We start from the raw sequence: 25,401 nt of genomic DNA on the forward strand, positions 1-25,401 counted from the left end.
GGCCTGGACCTCTTGTTTATGGCGGCAGGGGCGGGGCTGCGCCTTGACCTGAATCAAGTGGCGCGCTTTCCCCCTGCGGCAGCCTGACGCAGCAGCCACTGGCAGAAGGCCCGCAGCGCCGGGCGCAGCGGGCCGGGGCGGGTGACCATGAAATAGCCCTCGCGGTCCTGATCCTGTTGCAAGAGGCGCAGGCGGCCTGCGGCCAGATCGGCCTCGACAAAGGCGCGGGCGATCACCGCCACCCCCTGCCCGTCGCGCGCGGCATCCAGCATCAGGTTGCCGGGCAGCGACACCATGCCGACGCCATGGCGCCGGGTCAGGCCATGCGCCTCCAGAAAGGCGGTGGCCTCGGTGGTGCCCAGTTCCTGCAACCACGGCAGGCTGGCCAGATGCGCCACATCCAGCGGCGCGCCGGGCGGCACCAGCGACGGTGCGGCGACGATGGCGATGGGGGTGCTGAGCAGCAGCACCGCCTCCAGCCCCGGCCAGTCGCCATTGCCATAGCGCAGGGCGATGTCGGCCTCGCGCCCGATCTCGCGCAGGTCCGAGGCCGGGTCGATCATCAGGTCGATGCCGGGGTGGCGGGCGCGGAAATCCGGCAGGCGCGGCATCAGCCAGCCCGAGGCGAAGGCGGGCGTGGTGGTGATGCGCAGCGGGCGGGTTTCATCGGCGCCGGTCAGTTCGGCCAGCGTGGCGGCGATCTGGCCAAAGCCCGCCTCCAGCACCTCGGCCAGACGGCGGCCATCGGCGGTCAGGGTCAGGCGCCGGCCACCGCGATCCACCAGCGACAGGCCCAGATGCGCCTCCAGCGTGCGGATCTGCTGGCCGATCGCGGCATGGGTGACGCCGATCCGCGCCCCGGCCTGTTCCAGCGAGGCGGCGGCGGCGAAGGCCGAAAAAGCGCGCAGCGCCGAAAGCGGGGGAAAGCCGCGCCAGTCCATCCTGAAACCTGTGCTTACATGAGGCAAGAATCGCTGAGTCGCAGGTTGCGCCGATTTGCGCGATATTCAAGGCATGAAGTGAGATTGAAGGAGACTGTCATGTTAGGGATTATTGCACAAAGCCTGCTGGTTGCCGCACGGCTGCATCCGCAGCAGGAGCGCGAGCGGATTGTGGAGCAGCGGCGGCAGGAAGAGGAAAACCTGTGGCGCGAACGGCATGGCGCGCAGGCCGATCCGCGCGGGCGCTGAGCGTGGCGGGCACAGAAAAAGGCCCCCGGATGGTCCGGGGGCCTTTCGTGTTTTCAGGGTCGGCTGCGGCTTACTCGCCGCCGCCCAGACCGTGGACATAAACCGCCACGGCGCGGATCTGGTCTTCCGACAGGCGGGCGTTCCAGTTCGGCATCACGCCGAACCGCGCCTTGGTGACGGTTTCGGTGATCGTCGCCCGGTCGCCACCATAGAGCCAGACCGCATCGGTCAGCTTCGGTGCGCCCTGCGCCCGATCGCCCGAGCCGTCTTCCATATGGCAGGCGGCGCAGTTGTCGGTGAACACCGTGGCCCCCGCCGCCGCCAGCGTGGCGTCATGCTCTTGCCCCGAGATCTGCAGGACATATTCGACCACTTCGCCGATCTGCGCCGGTTCCAGCAGCCCGTCGGTGCCGAAGGCCGGCATCTGCGAGTAGCGGGCGTCGGCATCGGTGGTGTTGCGAATCCCGTGGGTGATCGTGGTGTGGATCGCCTCGATATCGCCGCCCCAGAGCCAGTCATCGTCCAGCAGGTTCGGATAGCCGCCCGCCTGACCCGCCGCCCCTGCCCCATGGCACTGGGCGCAGAAGGTCTTGAACGTGGCCGCCCCTGCCGATTTGGCATAGCCGTCCAGTTCCGGGTCTGCGGTGATCTGCGTCAGGTCGGTGGCGACGAGTTTGGCCTTCATCGGGCCATTCGCATCGTCGAACCGCTTGATTTCGGCTGCCACGGCCAGACGGGTGTCGCCTGCAACCTCGGTGCCCCACAGGCCTTGCGTCGCCGAAGAGACCAGCGGCCAGGCCGGGTAGAAGAAGGTGTAGCCGATCCCCCAGATGATGCAGAGATAGAAGGTATACAGCCACCAGCGCGGCATCGGGTTGTCATATTCCCGGATGCCATCCCACTCGTGACCCGTGGTCGGAACTTCACCCGGCTTTTTCACTTGCTTGGCGCACATGGTTTACGCCTCCTTGATTTTGCGGCTGGCCGATCCCGCAACGTCGGGCGCGGGGCGCTTTTCGTTGCGGAAGATCGAGGTGGCGGCTTCTTCCTGAACCTTGCGGCTGCCGGGGCGGAAGGCATAAAGCACAACCCCCACGAACAGCGCCGTCATCAGGATCAGCATCCAGCTATCGGCAAAGTGGCGCAGGAAAGAATAGGTATCCATTGCCCCCTCCTTAACGGTTCGGGTCGGGAATGAAGGTCGAGAAATCGACCATCGTGCCCAGCACCTGAAGGTAGGAAATCAGCGCATCCATTTCGGTCAGCGCGGGCTGGCCGTCAAAGTTGCGCACCTGCGCCTTGGGATAGCGGGCCAGCAGGCCCTCGGTATCGGCATTCGGATCGGCCTGAGCGGCGAAATCTTCGGCGGCAGAGGCCATCATCTCGTCGCTGTAGGGCACGCCGACCAGACGGTTGGCCCCCATCGAATCGCCGATATAGCGGGCGTCGATTTCGTTATCCATCAGGAAGGCATATTTCGGCATCACCGATTCCGGCACCACGGACTGCGGGCTGATCAGGTGCTGAACATGCCATTCATCCGAATAGCGACCGCCCAGACGGGCCAGATCCGGCCCGGTGCGTTTGGACCCCCACTGGAACGGGTGGTCATACATCGATTCCGCCGCCAGCGAGTAATGGCCATAGCGTTCGACCTCGTCCCGCATCGGACGGATCATCTGGCTGTGGCAGACATAGCAGCCTTCACGGATGTAGATTTCGCGCCCGGCGAGTTCGAGCGGGCTGTAGGGGCGGACCCCTTCAACCTTCTCGATGGTGTTTTCGAGATAGAACAGCGGCACGATCTGCACCAGACCGCCGATGGTCACCACCAGAAAGGAGAGGACCAGCAGCAGCGTGGCATGGGTTTCGATTGCCTTGTGTTTGTCGAGGAAAGCCATTGTTTTCCCTCCTCTCATTCAGCCGGGACAGCCGAACCGGCGGAAACCTTGGCAGGTTGCGCGCGGACGGTCATCCACAGGTTGTAGCACATGATCAATGCGCCGGTGAGGAACATCACGCCACCCAGACCACGCACCACATACATCGGGAACTTGGCGGCCACGGTATCGGCGAAGGCGTTCACGAGGAAGCCGTTGGCATCCACTTCACGCCACATCAGGCCTTCCATGATGCCGGTCACCCACATCGACGAGGCGTAGAGCACGATGCCGATGGTGGCGAGCCAGAAGTGCCAGGACACCAGCTTCAGCGAGTAAAGGCCATCGCGGTTCCACAGGCGCGGCGTCAGGAAATACAGCGCGCCGAAGGTGATCATGCCGTTCCAGCCAAGCGCGCCGGAGTGGACGTGACCGATGGTCCAGTCGGTATAGTGGCTCAGCGAGTTCACCGCCTTGATCGACATCATCGGGCCTTCGAAGGTGGACATGCCGTAGAAGCCGACCGACACCACCATCATGCGGATGACCGGATCGGTGCGCAGCTTGTCCCAGGCGCCCGAAAGCGTCATCAGACCGTTGATCATGCCACCCCAGGAGGGCATCCACAGCATGATCGAGAACACCATGCCCAGCGTCGAAGCCCATTCCGGCAGCGCGGTATAGTGCAGGTGGTGCGGACCGGCCCAGATATACAGGAAGATCAGCGCCCAGAAGTGGATGATCGACAGCTTGTAGCTGAACACCGGGCGTTCGGCCTGTTTCGGCACGAAGTAGTACATCATGCCCAGGAAGCCGGCGGTCAGGAAGAAGCCCACGGCGTTGTGGCCATACCACCATTGCGTCATCGCATCCTGCACGCCCGAGAACAGCGAGACGGATTTCGACGAGAACACGCTGACCGGAATCGCGAGGTTGTTCACAAGGTGCAGCATCGCCACGGTGACGATCATCGACAGCAGGAACCAGTTCGCCACATAGATATGCGGCTCTTTGCGCATGATCAGCGTGCCGAGGAAGGTCAGCAGGAAGGCCACCCAGACCACGGTGATCCAGATGTCGATATACCAGACGGTTTCGGCATATTCCTTGCCCTGTGTGCCACCCAGCACATAGGAGGTTGCGGCGAGCACGATCATCAGCTGCCAGCCCCAGAACACGAACCAGCCCAGACCACCGCCCCAGAGCCGCGTTGCGCAGGTGCGCTGCACGATGTGGAAGGCCGACATGATCAGCGCATTGCCCCCGAAGGCGAAGATCACCGCCGAGGTATGCAGCGGACGCAGGCGCCCGAAGTTCAGGATGCCTTCGACGCCGGGAATGTTCAGCGACGGGAAGGCGAGCTGGAAGGCGATCACCACCCCCACGAGGAAACCGACAACGCCCCAGAAGGCCGTTGCGATCACGCCGGCGCGCACGACGCCGTCGTTATATTCAGCGGTAGAGGCTTTCGCCGGTTCATCCGTGTGGCGGAGCACCCAAAGAAAGGTGATGCCAGCCGCAAGCATGACGACGATTGCGTTCACCATATAGGCCAGATCATGCGCGTAATTGGCGGCGATCGCGGCACAGACCGCAATCACGCCAAGCACGATCAACTTAACGTAATCCCACATTTTGCGTCCCTTCGTCCTGGCCTGATGCGACTCGTGAGAGAGCCGCTCAGGCGCTTTTTGACAGTCTCGCTTTCGCAGAAGCGTGGCCCGGTGGCCTTGATCCATGTCAAGCAATGGGACGCCGGGAATTGATCGAGGTCAATGCGGCAAGTTGAGCCGCAGAGATATGTTTGCGCTATACTCAAAGCAGCGGAGGATTCTGCCATGGCTTACAAGACGCTGAGCACTGTCGTCACTTCGGCCGCCGAGGCCGCCGCCACCGTCGCGGCGGCGGGGCGGCTTGCGGTCGCCCTGGATGCGCATCTTGATATTCTGGCACTGGGCATCGACCGGACCCAGGTCGGCTATTCCTATGTCGGGGGCAGCGGGGTGCTGCTGCAGGTCGCCATGGAACGCGCCGAAGAGGAAGCCCGCGAGACCGAGGCTGCCGTGCGCGCCGCCGCTGCGGAGCAGCCCTTCGATCTGCGCTGGAGCGTGGAGGGCGCGGTAAGCCAGATCGGCGCCCTGACCGAACTGGTGGCGCGCCGGGCGCGCTTTGCCGATCTGGTGGTGCTGCCCAAACCCTATGGCAAGGGCCGAAGCACCGAGGCCGAGGCCGTGGTGGAAGCCGCGATGTTCGAGGGGCAGACGCCGGTTCTGGTGCTGCCCGGCACCGAGGCCCCTGCCCTGCCCAGCCGCATTGTCATCGGCTGGAACCAGAGCCGCGAGGCGATGGTGGCGGTGCGCGCCGCCCTGCCCTTCCTGCAGGCGGCGCAGATGGTCAATATCGCGGTGATCGACCCGCCGCAGCACGGGCCGGAACGCTCGGACCCCGGCGGGATGCTGTGCCAGATGCTGGTGCGCCACGGGGTGAAGGCCGAAGTATCGGTGCTGGCCCGGTCGATGCCGCGCATTTCCGACGTGCTGGCGCGGCATATGCGCGATGTGAATGGCGAGATGCTGGTGATGGGGGCTTACGGCCATTCGCGCTTCCGCGAGGCGATTCTGGGTGGTGCCACCCGCAACATGCTGGAACAGGCGGAAACCCCGGTCTTCCTCGCCCATTGATCTGTCATCCTGCGGAGCGCGGCCCTTGCGGGCCGCGCCCTGCTTTTGCCTCGGCGCCCGCCCTGACGGGCGCGCGCCTCAAAGGCCTCCGGCGGGGATATTTTGGGCCAAGATGAAGTTGGCCGCTTCCTTTATCCTGAAAAATATCCCGGGGGAGTCGCGCGGAAGGCGCGGCGGGGTCAGCGCCCCCCCCTGCGACGGGTCGTCAGCCGGGCATCCCGCCATCGCTGTCATCGCCCGCCTCTTCCAGCAGGCGGTCGAAATCGGGGATGGTGACGTGGCGTTTGCCATCCAGCACGATCACCCCGTCGCGTTTCAGCGCCGAGATCTGGCGGCTGACGGTTTCCAGCGTCAGGCCCAGATAATCGGCCATTTCCTCGCGCGTCAGCGGCAGATCGAACACCAGCGCGCCCTTGGGCGCCTTCAGCCGCAGTGTGGCGTCGCGTCGTGCGATGATGGCGATCAGCGAGGCGATCTTTTCGCGCGCGGTCTTGCGGCCCAGCAGCAGCATCCATTCGCGTGCGGCATCAAGCTCGTCCAGCGTCATCTCGAGCAGGCGCTGGCCGATATGGGGCGTGGCGAGCATCAGGTCTTCAAAGGGCTTCTTGCGGAAACAGCACATCACCAGATCGGTGGTCGCCGTCACATCATAGGCGGCGGTGGTGCGGCCGGGGCGGCCCAGAAAATCGGATGGCAGCAGCAGACCCACCATCTGGCGGCGCCCGTCTTCCATCGTCTGGGTCAGCGTGGCGATCCCGGTGACCACCGAGGCCACGAAATCCATCCGGTCGCCCGACCAGATCACCGTCTGGCCCGCCTGATAGGAGCGATAGTATTTCATCTGCTCCAGCGCTGTCAGCTCGTCCGCTTCGCAGCGGGCACAGACCGCGCGATGGCGGATCGGGCAATCGCCGCAGTCGTGATGGGCGATCTGCATCTCCTGCATCGGCATTGGCGCTTCCTGTTTGATCTGGGTCAAGGCTTTGCGTGCTGTCCTTGGTAAGTTACGCGGATGGACACTGAATCGCAACTCACGCGGCTCGGTCTTTTTGATGCGCGTGTGCCACGGTATACAAGTTACCCCACGGCACCACATTTCGGAAGCACCGTAAGCCCTTCTCTTTTCGCAGGCTGGATCGAAGCGATTCCGGCGGGTGCCGCCATTTCGCTGTATCTGCATGTGCCGTTCTGTCGCCGCTTGTGCTGGTTCTGTGCCTGCCGCACGCAGGGCACATCCAGCGATGCGCCGGTTCTGGCCTATGTCGAGACGCTGAAAGCCGAGATCGCACTGCTGAAGCGGCATCTGGCGCCGGGGGTGCGGCTGAGCCGGCTGCATTGGGGCGGCGGCACGCCGACGCTGCTGGGGCCGGACATGATCCGCGATCTGGCGGCCACAGTGTTTGACGCGGTGCCGCTGGCCGAGGGGGCCGAGTTCTCGGTCGAGATCGACCCGGACGAGGTGGATGGCGCGCGACTGGATGCGCTGGCCGCATCGGGAATGAACCGCGCCTCGATCGGGGTGCAGGATTTCGACCCGGAGATCCAGCGCACCATCGGGCGGATTCAGCCCTATGAGCTGACGCGGCAGGTGGCCGAGATGATTCGCGAGCGGGGGGTGAAAAGCCTGAACGCGGATATTCTGTATGGGCTGCCGCATCAGACACAGGCGCGGATTTCCGACAGCGTGCAGAAATTGCTGAGCCTGTCGCCCGACCGGGTGGCGCTGTATGGCTATGCCCATGTGCCGTGGATGAGCCGACGCCAGCAGATGATCCCGTCGGACACGATTCCGACCCCGCAGGAGCGGCTGCGCCTGTTCGAGACGGCGGCGCAGTTGTTTGAATGGGATGGCTATCAGGCGGTGGGCATCGACCATTTCGCGCGGCCCGAGGATGGCTTGGCAGTGGCGGCGCGCAGCGGCCACCTGCGGCGCAACTTTCAGGGCTATACCGACGATACGGCGCCGATTCTGGTGGGGCTGGGCGCATCGAGCATTTCGCGCTTTCCGCAGGGCTATGCGCAGAATGTCTCGGGCACTTCGGATTACACCAAGGCGGTGCGGGCCGGGCAGTTCACCACCCATCGCGGCCATGTGTTCAGTGCCGAGGACAAGCTGCGCGGGCGCATCATCGAGGCACTGATGTGTGACTTCCGGGTGAACCGGGCCGAGATGTTGCGCGATTTCGGCGCGACAGAGGCGGGGCTGGAGGCGATGTTCGCCCGCGTACAGGCGCAGTTCGGTCCCATGGTGCAGGTGACGCCCGAGGCGCTGGTGATCCCGCCGGTGGCGCGACCGCTGACCCGGATGATCGCGCGGGCGTTTGATGCCTATGACCAGACAAAGGCCCAGCACTCCGCCGCGATCTGACCGGCGCATCTGAGGCTTGCGGGGCGTGGCCGAGGAGGGCCGCGCCCCGTTTCATTTGCGGATTGGGCCCCTGCCCTGTCAGGCCCCCTGTCAGGCCCGGCTCGGGCCGAAACCTTCCACCCAGTCGATCATGCGGGGCAGGCAGACGGTTTCAAGGTCATAGCCTTTCAGAATCGTCTCGCGCGCCTTCACCCGCAGATCGGCAAAGCGGCCCGGCGAGGCGAGGCCGCGGGTGATCATCTTGCCCCAGCCCTCGACATCGAAGAAATCCACCAGACGGCCATTCACCCCATCCTCGATCAGTTCCTGCACCGGGGCGGTGCGCGACCCGATGACGAAACAGCCCGCCGCCATCGCCTCCAGCATCGACCAGCTCAGCACGAAGGGATAGGTGAGATAGGCGTGGACGCGGCTGACCTGCATCAGGCTGACGAAGGTCGGGTAAGGCACCTTGCCGAGGAAATGGATGCGGCCAAGATCCAGCCGGTCGCGCACCTGCGACAGGAACAGCTCTTTCCAGCTTTGGCCTGCGGCGGGTTTGCGGCCATAGCTGACATCATCGCCGCCGACGATCACCACCTGCGCCTCGGGCCGTTCGGCCAGCACATGCGGCAGGGCGCGGATGAAGGTGTGATAGCCGCGATAGGGTTCGAGATTGCGGTTCACGAAGGTCAGCACCTCGTCGCCCGCCTTCAGCACCCGCCCGTTCGGCAGGGTGACGGTGGCGGCGGGATCGGGTTTCATCACCTGCGTGTTCACCCCGTCGAAGATCACCTCGATCCGCTCGCGCAGCACGGGCGGGTAAGTGCTGGCCTGCCAGCGGGTGGGCGACAGGCCCGCATCGGCATGGACCAGCGCCTGCCCCAGATGGGCGGCACGGCCCTGCGAGATCATCACCTGATCGAAAGACGGCTTGTCGAATTCGGGATCGAAGCCGACATCGGCGCCGCGGCCCTTGTAGTAGAATTCGGCATAGACCAGCATCTTCGCCTCGGGCCAGACTTCCTTGAGGAACAGCGTCTCGCCCCAGCCGGAATGGCCGAAGATCACATCGGGGATATAGCCCTTTTCACGCAGTTGCAGCGCAGCGCGGGCGACGGTCACGCCCCGGTCGCTCATCTGCGTGTAGTTGCGGCCAAGGCGGCAGGCGGCGGGATCGGGGGCGGTGGCGGTGTGCTTGTATTTCACCACCGGAATGGCCGAGGCCCGCGTGTTGGTGGCATCGGTCAGGGCCAGGCAGTCATGGCCGCGCGCCTGCAAGGCCGGGGCCAGATGCAGGAACTGGCCGGGAAAGTTCTGGTGAACGAACAGGATTTTCATCAAGGGCCTTTCAGCCGCCAAATGCTGCGGCCATCAGGGTTTTCGTGTAATCGGTCTGCGGCGCGTCAAAGATCGCGCGGCTGTCGCCCGCCTCGACCACATCGCCGTTCCGCATCACCATCACCTTGTGCGACAGTGCACGCACCACACGCAAGTCATGGCTGATGAACAGATAGGCGAGGCCGTATTTGCGTTGCAGATCGCGCAACAGATCGACGATCTGCACCTGCACCGTCATGTCCAGCGCCGAGGTGGGTTCGTCCAGCACCACGAATTTCGGGCGCAGGATCATGGCGCGGGCAATGGCGATGCGCTGGCGCTGGCCGCCGGAAAATTCGTGCGGGTAGCGGCCCATCGCGGCGGGGTCCAACCCCACCTCGGCCATGATCTCGGCCACCATCTGCCGCCGGTCCCGGCCCGGTTCGACGCCATGCACACCCAGACCTTCGGCGATGATCTGTTCCACCGTCATGCGGGGCGACAGGCTGCCGTAAGGGTCTTGGAACACGATCTGCATGTCGCGGCGCAGGGCGCGCAGTTCGGCGCCGCCGGTGGCCGTGATCGGGCGGCCCAGATAGGCGATGCCACCCTCAGACGGGATCAGCCGCAGCAGCGCCAGCCCCAGCGTGGTCTTGCCCGAGCCGCTTTCGCCCACGATGCCCAGCGTTTCCCCGGCGCGGATCGACAGGCTGGCATCGTTCACCGCCTTCACATGGCCGCTGACCCGGCGCATCAGCCCGCTATGGATGGGGAACCAGACCTTCAGATGATCGGCGCGCAGGATTTCCGGCGCGGCAGCGGGCACCGGATCGGGCAGGCCCTTGGCCTCGGCCGCCAGCAGTTTGCGGGTATAGGGGTGCTGCGGGTTGGCGAAGATGTCCGCCGCCGGGCCTTGTTCGACGATCTCGCCGCCCTGCATCACGCAGACACGATCCGCGATGCGACGCACGATGCCAAGGTCATGGGTGATGAACAGCAGGCTCAACCCCTCGCGCGCTTTCAGGTCGGCCAGCAGATCAAGGATCTGCGCCTGAATGGTGACATCCAGCGCGGTGGTGGGTTCATCGGCGATCAGCAGTTCGGGGCCATTGGCCAGCGCCATGGCGATCATCACCCGCTGACGCTGCCCGCCTGACAGTTGGTGCGGATAGGCGGTCAGGCGGCTTTCGGCATCGCGGATGCCGACCTTGTTCAACAGATCGAGGATGCGGGCGCGCGCCGCCGCCCCTTTCAGCCCCTGATGCAGGGCAAGGCTTTCGCCCAACTGCCGTTCGATGGTGTGCAGCGGGTTGAGCGAGGTCATCGGCTCTTGAAAGATGAAGCTGATGTCATTGCCCCGGATGCGGCGCAGCGCGGGTTCCGGCGCGCCGATCATCTGGGTGCCGCTATAGGTGACAGAGCCGCTGATCTGCGCGGAATCGGGCAGCAGCGCCACGGTGGACAGCGCGGTGACCGATTTGCCCGAGCCGCTTTCGCCCACCAGCGCCACGGTTTCGCCCTTGCCCACGGTGAAGCTGACATTCTTCACCGCATGGATCTCGCGCCCGTCCTGCCGGAAGCGGATGTTCAGGTTTTCGACGGCGAGGACGCTCATTGAAAGGTTTTCCTCGGGTCGAAGGCATCGCGCACGCCTTCAAAGATGAAGACCAGCAGCGACAGCATCAGGGCGAAGGTGAAGAAGGCGGTGAAGGCCAGCCAGGGCGCTTGCAGGTTCTGCTTGGCCTGTTGGGTCAGCTCGCCCAGCGAGGGCGCCGAGGCGGGCAGGCCGAAGCCGAGAAAATCCAGCGCGGCCAGGCTGCCGATGGCGCCGGTGACCAGAAAGGGCATCATGGTCAGCGTAGCGACCATGGCATTGGGCAGCACATGGCGGAACATGATGACGCGATCCTTCACCCCCAAGGCGCGGGCGGCGCGGACATATTCAAAGTTGCGCGCCCGCAGGAATTCGGCCCGCACCACGCCGATCAGCGAGGTCCAGCCGAACACCACCATCAGCGCGATCAGCATCCAGAAGCTCATCTGCCAGATCGCACCGACGATGATGATGACGTAAAGCGTGGGCGTGGCACCCCAGATCTCGATCACGCGCTGGAACACCAGATCCACCCAGCCGCCGAAATAGCCCTGCACCGCCCCCGCCGCGATGCCGATCACGCTTGTCAGCGCCGTGACGATCAGCGCGAAGGCGACCGACAGGCGGAAGCCATAGATCACCCGCGCCAGCACGTCGCGCGCGGTGTCATCGGTGCCCAGCCAGTGTCTGGCATCGGGGGCCGACGGTGCCGCGCCGCCAATGTCGTTGATCGTGGTGAAACTGTAGGGGATCGGCGCCCAGACGATCCAGCCGGGGGTGATGGGCTGGCCTGCGACGCTGCCGGTTTGCGCCTCGGCCAGCACGCCTTCCGGGTCATCCCAGCAGGCCTCGGACCCTTGGGCGACGATCAGGCATTGCACCTCGGGGTCGCGATAGGTCGCCTCGGTCTGGAAATCGCCCCCGAAGGCGGTTTCGGGATAGAATTTCAGGAAGGGCGTGTAAAACTCGCCCTTGTGGCTGACCAGAAGGGGTTTGTCATTGGCCAGAAGCTCGGCAAACAGGGTCACGCCGAACAGCAGGGCGAAGATCATCAAGGACCAATAGGCGCGGCGATTGGCCTTGAAATTGCGCCAGCGGCGCTGGTTGAGCGGGGAAAGTGCCATGGATCAGCCCCTCCGCTCGAAATCAATGCGGGGATCGACCCAGACATACATCAGATCCGACAGGATGCCGACGGCCAGCCCCATCAGGCCAAAGATGAACAGCGTGCCGAACAGCACCGGATAATCGCGCGCCACCGCCGCCTCGAACCCCAGCCGGCCCAGACCGTCGAGCGAGAAGATGGTTTCGATGATCAGCGACGAGCCGAAGAAGACGCTGATGAAGATCGCCGGGAAGCCTGCGATGACGATCAGCATGGCATTGCGGAACACATGGCCATAGAGCACGCGCGATTCCGACAGGCCCTTGGCGCGGGCGGTCATCACATATTGCTTGCGGATTTCATCAAGAAAGCTGTTCTTGGTCAGCAGCGTCAGCGTGGCAAAGCTGGAAATGGTGGAGGCGATGACCGGCAGCGCCATGTGCCACGCGTAATCCAGCGCCTTGGCGGGCAGGCTCAGGCTCTCCCAATTGTCCGAGGTCAGGCCGCGCAGGGGGAACCACTGGTAGTATGACCCACCCGCGAACACCACCAGCAGCACGATGGCGAACAAAAAGCCGGGGATGGCATAGCCCACGATGATCGCGGCAGAGGTCCATGTATCGAAGGAAGACCCGTCCTTCACCGCCTTGCGGATGCCCAGCGGGATGGAAATCAGATACGCGATCAGCGTCGACCACAGGCCGAGGCTGATCGACACCGGCATCTTTTCCAGCACCAGATCGACCACGCCGATCGACCGGAAATAGCTTTCGCCAAAATCGAAGCGCAGGTAGTTGCCCATCATGATGCCGAACCGTTCCAGCAGCGGAATGGGTTCCTTGTGACATTCGGGCGATTTGGTGGTGGCGGGGCCGGTATAGCCCGGCGCGCAGACGATACGGGCAAAGCCGAACTGCGCCTCCAGATCATCAATGAAATCGGGGGGCAACCCGCGCCCGCCGATATAGCCCGAATCGCCGCCCGCCTCGCCCGCCTGCTCGGCCCCGGCCCCGGCATCGCCGCCGCTGCCGGAAATCGAGGAAAACGCATCGCCCGAACCTTCCAGCCGCGCCAGCACCTGTTCGACCGGGCCACCGGGCACGAATTGCGTAAGGGTGAAGTTGATCAGCATGATCCCGAACAGCGTCGGGATCATCAGCAGGATCCGGCGGAGGATGTAAGCTCCCATAGGAGTATTCTGGCCCTTATTTCAACGCGCCCGCAGCCTTGAGCGCAGCGGCCTTTTCGGGGTTATACCACCAGAAATCCATCTCTCCCAGCGCATAGGGGGGCAGGGTTTCGGGGTGTTCATACATGTCGAAATAGGCAACCGTGTGGGTGTTCTTGAACCATTGCGGCACCCAGAACCGCTGCGCGCGCAGCACGCGGTCCAGCGCCATGGTGGCCACGGTCAGCTCGTCCTTGGTCTTGGCGGCCAGAACCACCTCGGTCAGCTTGTCCACCGCCGGGTTCTTCAGCCCCATCAGGTTGAAGGCCGACACATCGGCGGTTTCCGACCCGTAATATTGCTTGAGTTCCGAGCCCGAGAAATAGCCCGACCGCGCATTGCCGACGATCATGTCGAAATCATAGGCGGGCGGGCGGGTGCGGCTTTCCATCTGCGCCTGATCGACATGGGTGTTCACCGCATCGACGCCCAGCGCGCGCAGGTTTTCGACATAGGGGTTGATCACGCGGTCAAAGGCCGGATCGTCGTTCAGGATCGACAGTTTCAGAACCTCGCCCTTGGCATTGCGGCGCAGCCCGTCCGGGCCGACGGCCCAACCGGCCTCGTCCAGCAGGGCCGAGGCTTTGCGCAGATTGCCGCGATCCAGTTGCCGGTCGCCCGACACCGGGGCCATCACGGGGTCGTCGGTCAGGATGCTGGCGGGCAGCAGCCCCTCGTCCACCAGCGGTTTCAGGATCGCCTGTTCTTCCGCCGAGGGCGCGCCGGTGGCGGCCAGCCACGAGTTTTCCCAGACCGAATTGATCCGGGCATACAGCCCGTAGAACAGCGTCTTGTTCGACCATTCGAAGTTGAACATCAGGCCCATCGCCTCGCGCACCTTCGGATCTTGCAGATGCGGGCGGCGCAGGTTGAACAGGAAGCCCTGCCCCGAGGCCTTGGTGCCATTGGGCAGTTCGGCCTTCACCACATGCCCCGCGCCAACCGCCGGGAAGTCATAGGAGGTGGACCATTGCTTGGCCGAGTTTTCGTTGCGGAAGGTATAGGCGCCGGATTTGAACGCCTCGAACGCCGCCGAGCCATCGGCGAAATATTCAAGGCGCAGCGTGTCGAAATTCGCCGTGCCCTTCATCAGCGGCAGATCCTTGCCCCAGTAATCAGGGTTGCGCTTGAAGACGAGCGTGCGGCCCGTCTCCATCCGGTCGAACATATAGGGGCCGGAGCCGATATAGGGCGTGAGGAAACTTTCTTCGAGGTCCAGCTTGTCGCGGTCGAACTGCGCTTTCGACAGCACCGGCAGACCGCCGACATCGGCGGGCAGATCGCGGGTCGGGATGCCGGGCTTGAAGGTGAATTTCACCTTGTGCGGCCCAAGGATTTCGACGCCTTCCACCTGCTGACCAAAGACAGTGCGGAAATCGGTCAGGCCCTTTTCCAGAAAGGTGTGGAAGGAAAAGGCCACATCCTCGGCGGTCAGCGGTGTGCCGTCCGAGAATGTCGCTTCTGGGCGCAGGTTGAAGATCACCCAAGAGCGGTCTTCGGGATATTCCAGCGTTTCGCACAGCAGGCAGTAGGCGGCGCCAATCTCGTCGGCGGTGCCCGCAAGGAGGGTTTCCAGCATGATCGACGACAGCGCCCCGGCCCGGCCCTTGACCGAGAAGGGGTTCATCGAATCAAAGCCGCCCATCGTCCATTCGCTGATCTCGCCGCCCTTGGGGGCATCGGGGTTGACGTAATCCAGATGCTTGAAATCGGCAGGGTATTTCAGATCGCCGAAGGTGGAGATGCCGTGGGCCACGATGACCTTTTCTTCGGCGCGCGCCAGCGTGGCGCCAAGCCCCAGCGCCAGCAGCGCCATCCCCGCCCCGAGCCATGGCCGGACCCCGGCCTGACGGGAAAGGCGGGCGGTCTGCGCGCGGGCGGTTCGGGTCATGCGGGGCTCCTGTGCCTGGGCCGGTTTGCTGCGGCTTTGGGCAGGGAGAGTAGCGGAAAATCCCGCCCTCTCAAGGCGCGAATGCGTGAAAGCGGCGGGGCGGGGCGCACAAAAGCAAAGGGCCGCCCCTTGGGGCGGCCCTGAAATCGGATCCGGCGCTGGCAGAATTATTGCAGCGTCGAGAGATACTTGATGACATTGGCCCGGTCTTCGACCTTGGGCAGACCGGCGAAGGACATCTTGGTGCCCGGCGCATAGCCTTTCGGGCTGGTCAGGAAAGCGTCCAGCTTGGCGGGTTCCCAGCTTTCGGCAGCCATGGCAACCAGCGCATCGGAATAGCCGAAGCCCGCGCTCGACGCTTTGGCGCGGCCCACGACACCGTTCAGGTGCGGGCCGGTGGCATCGGCGCCGTCCAGCTTGTGGCAGGCCTTGCACTTGGCAAACACCTTTTCGCCTGCGGCGGCATCGGCCGAGGCATAGACTTCATCGAAGCTCGGGCCGGCTTCGGCGGTGGCTTCCGTCGCGGCGCCTTCCACCGGAATCACATAGGCCTGCGTTTCTTCGCCGCCATGGCCGCCTTCCATGGAATACAGGCCATCTGCGGCCCAGTTACCCAGAAGGAACACCAGAAGCGACCCGCAGACCGCGCCCAGCACCTTCGTTGATGTCATCGTGTCGAACATGTCGCGTCCTACTTTGGCTTGTCGCTGTGGGGGCTTCTATCCGCTTCCCCCCTCATGTTTCAAGGTGTAGTAGCGCCTCAGACTGCGCAAATGCGGCGAAATGACCACGGAGTGTGACATCATGGCAGGGCGGATCTCGTTTCAGGGCGAACTCGGCTCCTATTCTCATCAGGCCTGCCGTCAGGCGCGGCCGGGAATGGATGTGCTGCCGTGCCGCACCTTCGAGGATGCAATCGAGGCTTGCCGCGCCGGTGAGGCCGATCTGGCGATGCTGCCGGTGGAAAATTCGACCTATGGCCGGGTGGCCGACATCCATTCGCTGCTGCCCGGATCGGGGCTGCGCATCGTGGACGAGGCCTTTGTGCGGGTGCATATCAACCTGCTGGCGCTGCCGGGCACGCCGATCGGCGAGGTGACGCAGGCCATGAGCCATACGGTGCTGCTGGGCCAGTGCCGCAAATTCCTGAAAGAGCACAACCTGCGCGCCGTGGCGGGGGCCGATACCGCCGGGTCTGCCAAGATCGTGGCCGAGAAAGGCGAGCGGTCGATGGGCGCGCTGGCCTCGGAACTCGCGGGCGAGATCTACGGGCTGGACGTGCTGGCCCGCCATATCGAGGATCAGGCGAACAACACCACCCGCTTCCTTGTGATGTCGCGCGAAATCGACATGGCCCGGCGCGGCCCGGGCAAGATGATGACCACCTTCACCTTCCGGGTGCGCAACATTCCGGCGGCGCTGTACAAGGCGCTGGGGGGCTTTGCCACCAATGGCATCAACATGACCAAGCTGGAAAGCTATATGGTGGGCGGCAGCTTCACCGCGACCGAGTTCTATGCCGATATCGAGGGCCATCCCGAGGATGCCAATGTCGCGCTGGCACTGGAAGAGCTGCGCTATTTCACCAGCACCCATGACATTCTGGGCGTCTATCCCGCCGACCCCAGCCGTCACTGAACGCCCCCTGCCCCGCTGGCCAGCCCCGGTCAGGTTGACCCCGCTCAGCGCCGCGGCGCGGCGCGGTGGCGTTCTTCGATCTCGTGGCAGATCTGGGCGATGCGCGTTTCAAACTTGCGCTCCACCTTGCCCTTGGCCAGTTTCATCGACTGCAGCAACAGCCGCGACGCCAGCGTGCGCGGCTTCACTTCGGTTGCGAAGGAAACCCGGGTGCGGCGGGCCGAAAGCTCCACAAAATCAAGGCTGAAGCTGCCTTCAAAAGCACTGGTGGAATAGGTGAAGGCCAGGATATTGGGCGCTTCGATCTGTGAAAGCTTGACGGTCACACGGCGCGGCTTGCCGCGATAGTCGAACCCCACCACCCAAGCCATGCCCGGCCCCGGCGTGCTCAGCCGGTCAACCCGCGTTACCTCGGCCCCGCGCCGCAGCACGGCGCGTTCCCAGGCGTCGGTATCGGCGAAGGCCTGGAACACGGTGGCCAGCGGCGCCTCGATGTCTTCACGCGTCGAAAGTTTCATGCCCCGCCCTGTTTTTCCATAGGCTTGCCGCCCTGTTTTCGCTGCCTGTTCATCCCCTCAATCCAGCCGATCCGCAAGCCAGTTTGCAAGCAGGAAATGGGCAATCGCGCCCTTGCGGGCCGGTTTCACCCGGGGGTGTTCGCCCGCCATCGCGGCCAGAACCTCTTCGCGGCTGAGCCAGAGCGCGTCTTCCAGCTCCGCCGGATCGAGGGTGATCGTGTCATCCAGCGCCTCGGCGGCGCAGCCCAGCATCAGCGAGGCCGGGAAGGGCCAGGGCTGGCTGGCCAGATAGCGCACGGCGCCAAGGCGGATGCCCGCCTCCTCCATCACCTCGCGGCGCACGGCGGCTTCGATGGTTTCACCCGGTTCGATGAACCCGGCAAGGCAGGAATACATCCCTTCGGGCCAGCCGGGCGAGCGGCCCAGCAGCACACGGTTGCCCCGGGTGACCAGCATGATGACCACCGGGTCGGTGCGCGGAAAATGCTGGGCGCCGCAGGCCGGGCAAGTGCGCTGCCAGCCCGCCTGCGCCACCTCCGACCGCGCGCCACAGGTGGCGCAGAAGCCATGGCTGCGATGCCAGTGCAGGATGGCGCGGGCGGTGGCGGCCAGTTCGGCCTCGCGGGGGGACAGAAGGGTCATGCAGGCGCGCAACTCGGCAAACACCCAATCGCCGGGCAAGGCGGGGTGGGTCTGTTGCGAGGAATCGAGGAACCCCTGCTCCACCGCCTCGGCCCCGGCTTCGGGGCTCCAGTCCGATATATCCTGCGCAAAGCGCGGGGTCGTGCCGTCCAGCCCCAGAAACACTGGCGCAGCTACCGCATGGGCCAGCGCCGGATGCGCTGCGGGCAGCCAGCCCAGCCCCGCATCGCCCGCCAGCAGCGGCTTGCCCCGCCAGACCGGCAGCACGCGGCCTTCGGCCAGCAGCCGCGCCTGCGCTGCGGCATCACCGCGCAGCGCCGCCGCCCGGTCCAGCCCCGACCCGCCGAAAGTTACCGTTTCCGCATGGCGCATGACATCCCTCCGCCTCTGGTGGTGCAAGCTGTGCCATGGGCGGCAAGTGGTTGCAAATGCTCAGATGATCGACGATGAATTGCGCTGCGGCTCGCAAAGCGCCCCCGGGCGGCCCCGGCCCCTGCCAGGGCTGTGGCCCGGTCGCTGCAGCGGCAGGGATACGAGGCTAAAGTCGATATGGAATCTCCGCCTCTGGTTGTATCCTGTACCAACTGGCGCCTGTTGCGCCCTGCCTGACAGAGGTGCCCCGATTGACGTCCCGCCCCTCCCGCCGCCCCGCGATCCGCAGCACGCTGCGATTGCTGGCCACGACCGACGTGCATGTGCATCTGCTGGGCTATGACTACTTCACCGACCGGCCCAGCACCGGGATCGGGCTGGCGCACACGGCGGCGCTGATCGCGCAGGCGCGGGCCGAGGTGCCGAATGTGCTGCTGTTCGACAATGGCGATTTTCTGCAGGGCAATCCGCTGGGCGATTACATCATGCAGTCGGGCGCATTGCAGGCCGGGCGGGTGCATCCGGCGGTGCAGGCGATGAACCGGCTGGGCTATGACGCGGCAACACTGGGCAATCACGAATTCAACTATGGGCTGGACCCGCTGCTGCTGTCGCTGGGCGGGGCCGGGTTTCCCATCGTTTCCGCCAATGTGGCGCGGCGGCTGGGCGCCAGCCCGACCGAGGATGACACGCTGCTGCCGCCCTTCGTGCTGCTGAAGCGCACCTTGCTGGATGACGCGGGCGGGCGCCACCCGATCACCATCGGCGTGATCGGCTTTGCCCCGCCGCAGATCGTGGACTGGGACCGGCTGCTGCTGGCGGGCGCCCTGCACACCCGTGGCATCGCCGAAACGGCGGCGGTCCTCGTGCCCCGGATGCGGGCCTTGGGCGCCGATCTGGTGGTGGCCCTGTCCCATTCCGGCATCGGCGCGCTGGATCTGGACCCGGGCGCCGAGAATGCCACCACTGCATTGGCCACCGTGCCGGGCATTGATGCGATCATCGCCGGGCACAGCCATCTCGTCTTCCCGTCGGATGCTTTCGCGGGGCTGGCGGGAATCGACGTGGCGGCGGGCCGGATCATGGGCACGCCTGCGGTGATGCCGGGCTTCAACGGCTCGCATCTGGGGGTGATCGACCTTGACCTCGCGCAGGGGCCGGACGGCTGGCAGGTGCGCGGCGCACAGGTCGCGGCACGTCCCGTGCAGGGTGCGGCGGCCTTGCCCCCCGCGCCCGAAGTGCTGCGCGCCGTCAACCCCGATCACGCCGCAACGCTGGCCTATGCCCGCCGCCCGGTGGGCGCCAGCGCCGCGCCGCTGCACAGCTATTTCGTGGCGGTGGCCGCCAATCTGCCGCTGCGCGTGGTGGCACAGGCGCAGGCCGATCATGTGCGCCACCAGTTGCAGGGCCGCCCCGAGGCGCAGCTTCCCGTCCTGTCCGCCGTATCCCCCTTCCGGGCTGGCGGGCGCGGCGGGCCGGGCAATTACATCGACATTCCGGCCGGGCCGCTGGCCCTGCGCAATGTGGCAGAGCTGTATCTTTTTCCCAACACCATCGCCGCGCTACGCCTGACCGGGGCCGAATTGCAGGACTGGCTGGAAAACGCCATGGGTCTCTATCGGCAGATCACCCCCGGCCTGCCCGACCAGCCGCTGATCGACGACGATTTCCCCAGCTACAACCATGACCGGATTCTGGGGGTCAGCTTCGCCGTCGATCTGACCCAACCCGCCCGCTATGATCGCTTCGGCGCACTGGCCGATCCCGGGGCACAGCGAGTGCGCGACCTGCGCTTTGCGGGGCAGCCGATCGACCCGGCGGCGGAATTCGTGCTGGCCACCAACAGCTATCGCGCGGCGGGCTGCGGCGGCTATCACGCGGCCCGGGCCGACCGGCTGATCGACGTGGGCCGCGCCACCATCCGTGACATTCTGCTGCGCTGCGTGGCCGATCAGCCGCCCATCGTCTCCGACAGGACCAGCAGCTTTCACCTGCTGCCGGTGCCCGGCGCCAGCGTGCTGTTCGACACCGGGCCGGGCGCGCAGGCCCATCTGGCCGACATCGCGCATTTCGCCCCCGAACCGCTGGGACTGACCGAGGCCGGTTTCCTGCGCTTCCGTCTGCATCTGTGATCCGCTATGCGAAGGCAACCCGCAGACAGGAGACGGCCATGTTCGACGCAGTGATCTTCGATCTCGACGGCACCTTGATCGACACGGAAAGCCTGGCGATCCGGGCCGGACTGGCCGCCTTTGCCGCGCTGGACCAGCCGCAGGACGAGGCGCTGTTTCTGGCGATGATCGGCAAGGACCAGGCGACGGGCGACGCCCTGCTGCGCGCCAGCTTCCCCGATCTGGATCTGGCCCGGCTGACGCAATTGTGGCGCGACGGGTTCGAGGCGGAACTGGCGCAGGGCGTGCCGCTGAAACCCGGCGCGATGGATTTGCTGGACCGGATCACCCTACCCCGCGCGCTCTGCACCTCGTCGCAGCGGGCCAGTGCACGGCGCAAGCTGGCGCTGGCCGGGTTGGCCGATAGCTTTGCGCAGATCGTGACGCGCGAGGATGTGACCGCGCCGAAACCCCATCCCGAACCCTATCTGCTGATGGCCGAACGGCTGGGCGTGGCCCCCGCCCGCTGTCTGGTGTTTGAAGACAGCGAAACCGGCGCAGAGGCCGCGATGGCGGCGGGCTGCGTGGTGGTGCAGGTGCCCGATCTGCTGCCGACCGAAGGGCGCTTTGCCCATCACGTCGCGCCCTCGCTGATCGAGGGCGCGCGGCTGGCGGGGCTGCTGTGATGCGCGGGGTCTGGCCGCGCCGCCTGCTGAGCGGGCTTGTCGTTCTGGCACTGCTGGCGGTGCTGGGGTCCACCTGGTTCGCGCATCGGCTGCTGGTCGAGGTGCTGTCCGGTCGTGCCTTCGCCACCGCACCCGAGGGGATCACCGATCCGCTGACCCTTGGCTATCGCGGCGATCCGATGCAGGCCTTCGGTCTGCCGTTCGAAACGCTGATGGTGGAAACCCCGCTCGGCCCCGCACCCGCCTGGTATGTGCCGGGCACGCCGGGCGCCACGCGGGCAGCCGTGGTGGTGCATGGCATCGGCGGCGCGCGCGAGGATGGGTATCTCTACCTGCCCGAACTGCACGCGGCGGGCCTGCCCGTGCTGCTGATCAGCTATCGCAACGATGCGGGCGCCCCGGCCGCCCCGGACGGGCTGCGCGCCTTCGGCCTGACCGAATGGGCGGATCTGGAAGCCGCAGTGGCCCTGCTGGAGACGCGCGGGATCGACCAGGTGGTGCTGGTCGCGGCTTCGATGGGCGGCGGCATCGCCGGGCAATTCCTCGCCCGGTCGGATTATGCCGATCTGGTCGAGGCGCTGGTGCTGGATGCCCCCGCGCTGGATGCCCCCGCCGTGCTGCGCCATGTAACCGACCTGCTGGGCCTGCCGCTGCGCAGCCTTGGCGCGCCGCTGGCCGTGCCCGCCTTCGGGCTGACCCATGGGGTCAATCTGGCGCAGGCGCGGGTGACAGAGGTGCTGGCGCAGTTCGAAGGGCCGATCCTGCTGTTCCACGGCACGCGCGACCGGATCGTGCCCCCGGCCACCAGTCTCGCCCTGCTGGAAGCGCGGCAGGGCCAGACCACCGTGCTGCTGACCCCCGGCGACCATCTGCAAAGCCGCGCCACCGCGCCGGAACGTTTCACCACACTGCTGTCCGGCTTCCTGTCCGCCCTGCCGCGCTGAGATGCCCCCCTGTTGCGGGGGTGTCTCGGCCGCCCCGGCGTACAGATCACACCGCCCGCCGATCACAAGGGCTTGCAAAACCCCCGCACCTGCCCTATCTCCCCGCTTGAGAGGTTGGCGCGGGCGAGCGCCTCGCCAACCCGGTCAGGTCCGGAAGGAAGCAGCCGTAACGAGCCCCGCTTGGGTCGTTGTCCAGCCTCTCACCCCACCACCATAAGCGATTGACGAAAAATCCCCTTGATATCAAGGGCTTGTCGCCCCTGAGCGCGCTGCGGTGTTGCGTCCGCTCTACGTCAGGTTCTCGGCATGTCCGACCTGTCCCGCCTCCCGGCGGCAACCACCGCTGCAGGCTGCGCAAGCCGGGGTGCTGGCGCTGTTTTGGAAACGGAACCGCCAGACCGGCACAGGCGGTTCCCCGGCCGGGCACATGGCAAGAGACCACTCAGACCATCCGCAGCGCGGGCGCTTTTGGCGGCGACGCGATCCGCCGCCAAATCCGGGCCGCGCGCCTCCTCACTCGGCAGGCGGATCCAGTGGCAATGTCGCCGCATAGGACAGAACATCAATCGCGTCCGACAGCGGGAAGGCACGCAGGTTGATCATCTGGACCCCGGTATGTGCGCTGAGGATCTTGTGCATCACCTCGTCGGGCAACTCTCTGGCCTCGGTTCCCACATAGTTGTGAGCCCCGTCTTCGCCCCAGTCGATCAGGCGCCCGTCAAACCCGTGACAGGCCGCGCAGGTGGTCTGGAAGATCTCACGCCCACGCTCCACATTGCCGGTGTTGACGGTCCGCGTCTCGTAATCGAGGAAGGATCGCATATCGACCTGCCCCCGGCTGACAAAGGCCGCCACGCGCAACATTTCTGCGTCGGAAATCATCTCGGTCGAATAGGGGTGGTTTGCATCGCGCAGGGTCATCGCGATCTCTTCCACCGGCTTTCCGATGGCGCCGTTGATCCCCTTGATCCCGGTGAAATGGCTTCCCTTGGCATAGATGCCATCCTTGCCCAGATAGTCCCAGCCATGGCATTCCTTGCACCGCCAGGTTCCGGCGCCGGTTTGCTCGGTGTTCAGGCCTGTCGGATAGGCCGGGTTGGTGCCCTCTGGCTCGTCCCGGTCCAGCGCGCTCCACCAGTTGTCGTAGATCCGCCCCCCGGCAGCCAAGGTCCAGGCTTCCGATGGCACTTCCGGCGCGCCATGGATAAAATCCTGCGCCTCGGGCTTGTGGTCATAGTCGTCATCCCCGTCGGCAAGCACCGCACCGGAAAACGCAAAAGCCAATGCGCTTGCGGCGGCCAAGACGAATCGCTGCATGGTATTCTCCTCCCCTGATACCCGAGCGCCTTCGGAGTCCGGGGGGGCTGGCAAAGATCCCGCACCGGAGCCCTGCGCCGTCCATGTCGCGAAACCAGAAGGCTCCCTGATTTCGCAGAAAAAAGTAAACGAGCGACGGTCAAAACAGACAATAGTCCACAGAGGCATTGACGTGGCGCAAAGCGACAACTTGCACTTTGGTTTACGCAAATAGCATTGGCGGCTGATGCCTTCTGGGTGCGGTCGCCCCACCTTCACGATCCGGGAGTGTAGCGCCATGATTTCTGCCCCCCTCCGCACCGCAGGAACCGGCCTGATACGCAGCCTGTGGTCCTCGATCCGGGGGGCTGCCCTGATCCAGTTGGTCTGTGCCCTGGTCTTCGGCACCGACATCGCCATCGAGCTGCACAACGATCTTCTGGACGACCGGGGGCTGACGATGTGGCAAATCGCCCATCTCGTTACGGAAACCGCCGCCGTGGGCCTTCTGCTGCTGGGGTTCCATCTGTCGCAGCGCGAGCTGCGCGGCCTCGGTCACGCAGAAGCCCTGCAACGCGACAGGCTGGATCTCCTGCGCGGGCATTTTGACGATATCCTCGTCCAGAAGTTCGCGGCCTGGGGTCTGTCCAAAGCGGAAAGTGACATCGCGCTCCTGTCATTGCGCGGCCTGAAGATTTCCGAAATCGCGCAACTGCGCAAAACCAAGGAAGGCACGATCAAGGCACAGTTGAGCGCCATTTTCCACAAGGCCGGGATCGGCACTCGCACCGAGCTTCTGGGCCTGTTCATGGACGAGTTTCTGGATTTCGGCGCCACACAGAATGACACGCGCCCGCGTCGGGGCGCTCAGCGCAGCCCGGAGTGACGCAGGTCAGGCCCCCGTCAGCCGCGCGCCCCGGCCCTCAGCGCCGCTTGCTGCGCTGCGGGGCAGACTTGTTGCCGCGCGGGCCGGTTTGAACCGGGGTGTTGGCGCGGTTTTCCGCGTCCAGTTTGCGCCAGCGTTCCAGACGCTCGGCCGACAGGGTGCCCGCCGCCACCGCCGCCTGCACGGCACAGCCCGGCTCATGCGCATGGGTGCAATCGCGGAACCGGCAGGCCGGGGCCAGTTCGGTGATCTCGGCAAACAGCACGTCCAGACCGGCCGCAACGTCGCTCACATGCAGCGTCCGCATCCCCGGCGTGTCGATCACCCAGCCGCCGCCCGCAATGGCATGCAGCGACCGGGCGGTCGTCGTATGGCGCCCCTTGGCGTCATGTTCCCGGATGCCGCCGGTCGGCTGCGCCTGATCCGGCGCCTTGTCGGCCAGCGTGTTCAGCAGCGTCGATTTGCCGACGCCCGAAGACCCGACCAGCGCAACCGTCTGGCCCGGGCCGCACCAGGGCGCAAGGGCAAGGGCCGCATCCGGGGCCTTGGCATTCAGCAGCACAACGGCAAGGCCACGCTGCAAGGCCGCGACCTCGGCGCGATAGGTTTCGGCATCGGCCACCTGATCAATCTTCGTCAGAACGGCCACCGGGTTGGCCCCGGCCTCGTTCGCCAGCGCCAGATAGCGTTCCAGCCGCGCCAGATTGAAATCCTCGTTGCACGAGGTCACGATGAACAGCGTATCCACATTGGCCGCAATCAGTTGCGGGATATGGGCGCTTTCCGTCCGGCGGCGCAGCACGGTCCTCCGGTCCAGCCTGCGAACGGTCATCCGGGTTTCGGGATCCATCAGAACCCAGTCGCCGACCGCGAAATCCATTGTGCCGCCGCCCTGCAAACCCAGCCGGATCTGCGCGCCGCTGCCGGTTTCCGCCATCAGCCGTGATCGGTGCACGACGGCGATGCGAACCGGAACAAGGCCGGCATCGGCAGGTTCGATCTGCTCGGCAAAGAACGGCGACCAGCCAAGGCTGGCCAGCGCGGCAGAAGGCATCTGAAAGGCCGGTGTCAT

At 65.4% G+C, this 25,401-nt stretch carries 24 protein-coding genes and 1 other RNA gene; 9 read left to right on the forward strand and 16 right to left on the reverse strand.

Translation table 11 applies throughout. The features are described 5' to 3' along the window. Nucleotides 1–53: 53 nt before the first annotated feature. Nucleotides 54–941: a LysR family transcriptional regulator gene (locus tag BMX43_RS12180; RefSeq protein ID WP_091301729.1), complete on the reverse strand. Its 888-nt coding sequence runs from the start codon at nucleotides 939–941 to the stop codon at nucleotides 54–56. 99 nt (nucleotides 942–1,040) lie between these two features. Between BMX43_RS12180 and BMX43_RS19825 the strand changes: the two genes are divergently transcribed. Continuing rightward, the gene (locus BMX43_RS19825) at nucleotides 1,041–1,190 is read left to right on the forward strand and encodes a hypothetical protein (RefSeq protein WP_175482104.1); all 150 of its coding nucleotides are present in this window, start codon (nucleotides 1,041–1,043) and stop codon (nucleotides 1,188–1,190) included. A gap of 70 nt (nucleotides 1,191–1,260) precedes the next feature. Here BMX43_RS19825 and ccoP read toward each other — a convergent pair whose 3' ends face one another. Genes ccoP through ccoN form a run of 4 tightly spaced genes read right to left on the reverse strand, consistent with a single transcriptional unit; the run spans nucleotide 1,261 to nucleotide 4,704 of the window. Further along, nucleotides 1,261–2,145, reverse strand: a complete 885-nt coding sequence (gene ccoP, locus BMX43_RS12185; RefSeq protein WP_091301731.1) for a cytochrome-c oxidase, cbb3-type subunit III — start codon at nucleotides 2,143–2,145, stop codon at nucleotides 1,261–1,263. A gap of 3 nt (nucleotides 2,146–2,148) precedes the next feature. Continuing rightward, the gene (locus BMX43_RS12190) at nucleotides 2,149–2,355 is read right to left on the reverse strand and encodes a cbb3-type cytochrome c oxidase subunit 3 (protein ID WP_091301733.1); all 207 of its coding nucleotides are present in this window, start codon (nucleotides 2,353–2,355) and stop codon (nucleotides 2,149–2,151) included. A gap of 10 nt (nucleotides 2,356–2,365) precedes the next feature. Then, nucleotides 2,366–3,091, reverse strand: coding sequence for a cytochrome-c oxidase, cbb3-type subunit II (gene ccoO, locus BMX43_RS12195; RefSeq protein WP_091301735.1), 726 nt, complete (start codon nucleotides 3,089–3,091; stop codon nucleotides 2,366–2,368). 14 nt (nucleotides 3,092–3,105) lie between these two features. Further along, complete coding sequence (gene ccoN / locus BMX43_RS12200; protein WP_091301737.1) at nucleotides 3,106–4,704, reverse strand: cytochrome-c oxidase, cbb3-type subunit I; 1,599 nt, start codon at nucleotides 4,702–4,704, stop codon at nucleotides 3,106–3,108. 204 nt (nucleotides 4,705–4,908) lie between these two features. Here ccoN and BMX43_RS12205 point away from each other — a divergent pair, with 204 nt between their 5' ends. Then, entirely contained in the window at nucleotides 4,909–5,751 is an 843-nt protein-coding gene (locus BMX43_RS12205; RefSeq protein ID WP_091301739.1) for a universal stress protein, read from the forward strand. 205 nt (nucleotides 5,752–5,956) lie between these two features. On the opposite strand, the gene fnrL is transcribed toward BMX43_RS12205, so the two are convergent. Continuing rightward, nucleotides 5,957–6,703 carry a transcriptional regulator FnrL gene (gene fnrL / locus BMX43_RS12210; RefSeq protein ID WP_091301741.1) on the reverse strand — a complete coding sequence of 249 codons (747 nt, stop codon included), beginning with the start codon at nucleotides 6,701–6,703 and terminating at the stop codon, nucleotides 5,957–5,959. Nucleotides 6,704–6,763: 60 nt separating this feature from the next. Here fnrL and hemN point away from each other — a divergent pair, with 60 nt between their 5' ends. After that, complete coding sequence (gene hemN / locus BMX43_RS12215; protein ID WP_091301743.1) at nucleotides 6,764–8,119, forward strand: oxygen-independent coproporphyrinogen III oxidase; 1,356 nt, start codon at nucleotides 6,764–6,766, stop codon at nucleotides 8,117–8,119. 90 nt (nucleotides 8,120–8,209) lie between these two features. Here hemN and BMX43_RS12220 read toward each other — a convergent pair whose 3' ends face one another. From BMX43_RS12220 to BMX43_RS12245, 6 genes are all read right to left on the reverse strand, one after another. Continuing rightward, nucleotides 8,210–9,439 carry a glycosyltransferase family 4 protein gene (locus BMX43_RS12220; RefSeq protein ID WP_091301745.1) on the reverse strand — a complete coding sequence of 410 codons (1,230 nt, stop codon included), beginning with the start codon at nucleotides 9,437–9,439 and terminating at the stop codon, nucleotides 8,210–8,212. Nucleotides 9,440–9,449: 10 nt separating this feature from the next. Continuing rightward, nucleotides 9,450–11,033 carry an ABC transporter ATP-binding protein gene (locus BMX43_RS12225; protein WP_091301747.1) on the reverse strand — a complete coding sequence of 528 codons (1,584 nt, stop codon included), beginning with the start codon at nucleotides 11,031–11,033 and terminating at the stop codon, nucleotides 9,450–9,452. Continuing rightward, nucleotides 11,030–12,136 carry an ABC transporter permease gene (locus BMX43_RS12230; RefSeq protein ID WP_091301749.1) on the reverse strand — a complete coding sequence of 369 codons (1,107 nt, stop codon included), beginning with the start codon at nucleotides 12,134–12,136 and terminating at the stop codon, nucleotides 11,030–11,032. The genes BMX43_RS12225 and BMX43_RS12230 overlap by 4 nt, the downstream gene beginning before the upstream one ends. Before the next feature lie 3 nt (nucleotides 12,137–12,139). Further along, the gene (locus BMX43_RS12235) at nucleotides 12,140–13,306 is read right to left on the reverse strand and encodes a microcin C ABC transporter permease YejB (protein ID WP_091301751.1); all 1,167 of its coding nucleotides are present in this window, start codon (nucleotides 13,304–13,306) and stop codon (nucleotides 12,140–12,142) included. A 16-nt stretch (nucleotides 13,307–13,322) separates the two neighbouring features. Further along, nucleotides 13,323–15,236, reverse strand: coding sequence for an extracellular solute-binding protein (locus BMX43_RS12240; protein ID WP_091301753.1), 1,914 nt, complete (start codon nucleotides 15,234–15,236; stop codon nucleotides 13,323–13,325). 167 nt (nucleotides 15,237–15,403) lie between these two features. Further along, nucleotides 15,404–15,919: a c-type cytochrome gene (locus BMX43_RS12245; RefSeq protein ID WP_091301755.1), complete on the reverse strand. Its 516-nt coding sequence runs from the start codon at nucleotides 15,917–15,919 to the stop codon at nucleotides 15,404–15,406. Between the two features lie 121 nt (nucleotides 15,920–16,040). On the opposite strand from BMX43_RS12245, the gene BMX43_RS12250 reads away from it, so the two are divergent. Then, nucleotides 16,041–16,874: a prephenate dehydratase gene (locus BMX43_RS12250; RefSeq protein ID WP_091301877.1), complete on the forward strand. Its 834-nt coding sequence runs from the start codon at nucleotides 16,041–16,043 to the stop codon at nucleotides 16,872–16,874. A 44-nt stretch (nucleotides 16,875–16,918) separates the two neighbouring features. On the opposite strand, the gene BMX43_RS12255 is transcribed toward BMX43_RS12250, so the two are convergent. Together BMX43_RS12255 and nudC are read right to left on the reverse strand one after the other, a co-directional pair. Further along, entirely contained in the window at nucleotides 16,919–17,392 is a 474-nt protein-coding gene (locus BMX43_RS12255) for an SRPBCC family protein (RefSeq protein WP_091301757.1), read from the reverse strand. 57 nt (nucleotides 17,393–17,449) lie between these two features. Then, nucleotides 17,450–18,406, reverse strand: a complete 957-nt coding sequence (gene nudC, locus BMX43_RS12260) for an NAD(+) diphosphatase (protein ID WP_091301759.1) — start codon at nucleotides 18,404–18,406, stop codon at nucleotides 17,450–17,452. A 251-nt stretch (nucleotides 18,407–18,657) separates the two neighbouring features. Between nudC and BMX43_RS12265 the strand changes: the two genes are divergently transcribed. The 4 genes from BMX43_RS12265 (at nucleotide 18,658) to ffs (ending at nucleotide 22,352) form a co-directional block, all read left to right on the forward strand. Further along, entirely contained in the window at nucleotides 18,658–20,538 is a 1,881-nt protein-coding gene (locus tag BMX43_RS12265) for a bifunctional 2',3'-cyclic-nucleotide 2'-phosphodiesterase/3'-nucleotidase (protein WP_245749462.1), read from the forward strand. A gap of 38 nt (nucleotides 20,539–20,576) precedes the next feature. Beyond that, nucleotides 20,577–21,203, forward strand: coding sequence for an HAD family hydrolase (locus tag BMX43_RS12270; RefSeq protein ID WP_139201578.1), 627 nt, complete (start codon nucleotides 20,577–20,579; stop codon nucleotides 21,201–21,203). Next, complete coding sequence (locus tag BMX43_RS12275) at nucleotides 21,203–22,147, forward strand: alpha/beta hydrolase (RefSeq protein WP_091301764.1); 945 nt, start codon at nucleotides 21,203–21,205, stop codon at nucleotides 22,145–22,147. Before BMX43_RS12270 ends, BMX43_RS12275 begins: the two co-directional genes overlap by 1 nt. Nucleotides 22,148–22,255: 108 nt before the next feature. Continuing rightward, an RNA gene (gene ffs / locus BMX43_RS12280) (signal recognition particle sRNA small type) lies at nucleotides 22,256–22,352 on the forward strand. A 308-nt stretch (nucleotides 22,353–22,660) separates the two neighbouring features. Here the strand turns inward: ffs and BMX43_RS12285 are convergent. After that, entirely contained in the window at nucleotides 22,661–23,464 is an 804-nt protein-coding gene (locus BMX43_RS12285; RefSeq protein WP_091301767.1) for a c-type cytochrome, read from the reverse strand. A gap of 277 nt (nucleotides 23,465–23,741) precedes the next feature. Here BMX43_RS12285 and BMX43_RS12290 point away from each other — a divergent pair, with 277 nt between their 5' ends. Then, nucleotides 23,742–24,329, forward strand: coding sequence for a helix-turn-helix transcriptional regulator (locus BMX43_RS12290; RefSeq protein WP_091301769.1), 588 nt, complete (start codon nucleotides 23,742–23,744; stop codon nucleotides 24,327–24,329). A 37-nt stretch (nucleotides 24,330–24,366) separates the two neighbouring features. Here the strand turns inward: BMX43_RS12290 and rsgA are convergent, their stop codons facing one another. Continuing rightward, on the reverse strand, nucleotides 24,367–25,401 hold the full coding sequence (rsgA, locus tag BMX43_RS12295) for a ribosome small subunit-dependent GTPase A (RefSeq protein ID WP_091301771.1): 1,035 nt from the start codon (nucleotides 25,399–25,401) through the stop codon (nucleotides 24,367–24,369).

This window comes from Gemmobacter aquatilis (assembly GCF_900110025.1).
Classification (GTDB): domain Bacteria; phylum Pseudomonadota; class Alphaproteobacteria; order Rhodobacterales; family Rhodobacteraceae; genus Gemmobacter; species Gemmobacter aquatilis.

Bases quoted from the DNA above. Each gene is read 5' to 3' on its own strand.
- ccoO (WP_091301735.1), bottom strand. From the start codon at position 3,091: ATGGCTTTCCTCGACAAACACAAGGCAATCGAAACCCATGCCACGCTG.
- ccoP (WP_091301731.1), bottom strand. From the start codon at position 2,145: ATGTGCGCCAAGCAAGTGAAAAAGCCGGGTGAAGTTCCGACCACGGGT.
- BMX43_RS12235 (WP_091301751.1), bottom strand. From the start codon at position 13,306: ATGGGAGCTTACATCCTCCGCCGGATCCTGCTGATGATCCCGACGCTG.
- hemN (WP_091301743.1), top strand. From the start codon at position 6,764: ATGGACACTGAATCGCAACTCACGCGGCTCGGTCTTTTTGATGCGCGT.
- rsgA (WP_091301771.1), bottom strand. From the start codon at position 25,401: ATGACACCGGCCTTTCAGATGCCTTCTGCCGCGCTGGCCAGCCTTGGC.
- BMX43_RS12230 (WP_091301749.1), bottom strand. From the start codon at position 12,136: ATGGCACTTTCCCCGCTCAACCAGCGCCGCTGGCGCAATTTCAAGGCC.
- BMX43_RS12205 (WP_091301739.1), top strand. From the start codon at position 4,909: ATGGCTTACAAGACGCTGAGCACTGTCGTCACTTCGGCCGCCGAGGCC.
- ccoN (WP_091301737.1), bottom strand. From the start codon at position 4,704: ATGTGGGATTACGTTAAGTTGATCGTGCTTGGCGTGATTGCGGTCTGT.
- BMX43_RS12240 (WP_091301753.1), bottom strand. From the start codon at position 15,236: ATGACCCGAACCGCCCGCGCGCAGACCGCCCGCCTTTCCCGTCAGGCC.
- BMX43_RS12220 (WP_091301745.1), bottom strand. From the start codon at position 9,439: ATGAAAATCCTGTTCGTTCACCAGAACTTTCCCGGCCAGTTCCTGCAT.
- BMX43_RS12285 (WP_091301767.1), bottom strand. From the start codon at position 23,464: ATGCAGCGATTCGTCTTGGCCGCCGCAAGCGCATTGGCTTTTGCGTTT.
- BMX43_RS12270 (WP_139201578.1), top strand. From the start codon at position 20,577: ATGTTCGACGCAGTGATCTTCGATCTCGACGGCACCTTGATCGACACG.
- BMX43_RS12180 (WP_091301729.1), bottom strand. From the start codon at position 941: ATGGACTGGCGCGGCTTTCCCCCGCTTTCGGCGCTGCGCGCTTTTTCG.
- fnrL (WP_091301741.1), bottom strand. From the start codon at position 6,703: ATGCCGATGCAGGAGATGCAGATCGCCCATCACGACTGCGGCGATTGC.
- BMX43_RS12250 (WP_091301877.1), top strand. From the start codon at position 16,041: ATGGCAGGGCGGATCTCGTTTCAGGGCGAACTCGGCTCCTATTCTCAT.
- BMX43_RS12190 (WP_091301733.1), bottom strand. From the start codon at position 2,355: ATGGATACCTATTCTTTCCTGCGCCACTTTGCCGATAGCTGGATGCTG.
- BMX43_RS12255 (WP_091301757.1), bottom strand. From the start codon at position 17,392: ATGAAACTTTCGACGCGTGAAGACATCGAGGCGCCGCTGGCCACCGTG.
- BMX43_RS12245 (WP_091301755.1), bottom strand. From the start codon at position 15,919: ATGTTCGACACGATGACATCAACGAAGGTGCTGGGCGCGGTCTGCGGG.
- BMX43_RS12290 (WP_091301769.1), top strand. From the start codon at position 23,742: ATGATTTCTGCCCCCCTCCGCACCGCAGGAACCGGCCTGATACGCAGC.
- BMX43_RS19825 (WP_175482104.1), top strand. From the start codon at position 1,041: ATGTTAGGGATTATTGCACAAAGCCTGCTGGTTGCCGCACGGCTGCAT.
- nudC (WP_091301759.1), bottom strand. From the start codon at position 18,406: ATGCGCCATGCGGAAACGGTAACTTTCGGCGGGTCGGGGCTGGACCGG.
- BMX43_RS12275 (WP_091301764.1), top strand. From the start codon at position 21,203: ATGCGCGGGGTCTGGCCGCGCCGCCTGCTGAGCGGGCTTGTCGTTCTG.
- BMX43_RS12225 (WP_091301747.1), bottom strand. From the start codon at position 11,033: ATGAGCGTCCTCGCCGTCGAAAACCTGAACATCCGCTTCCGGCAGGAC.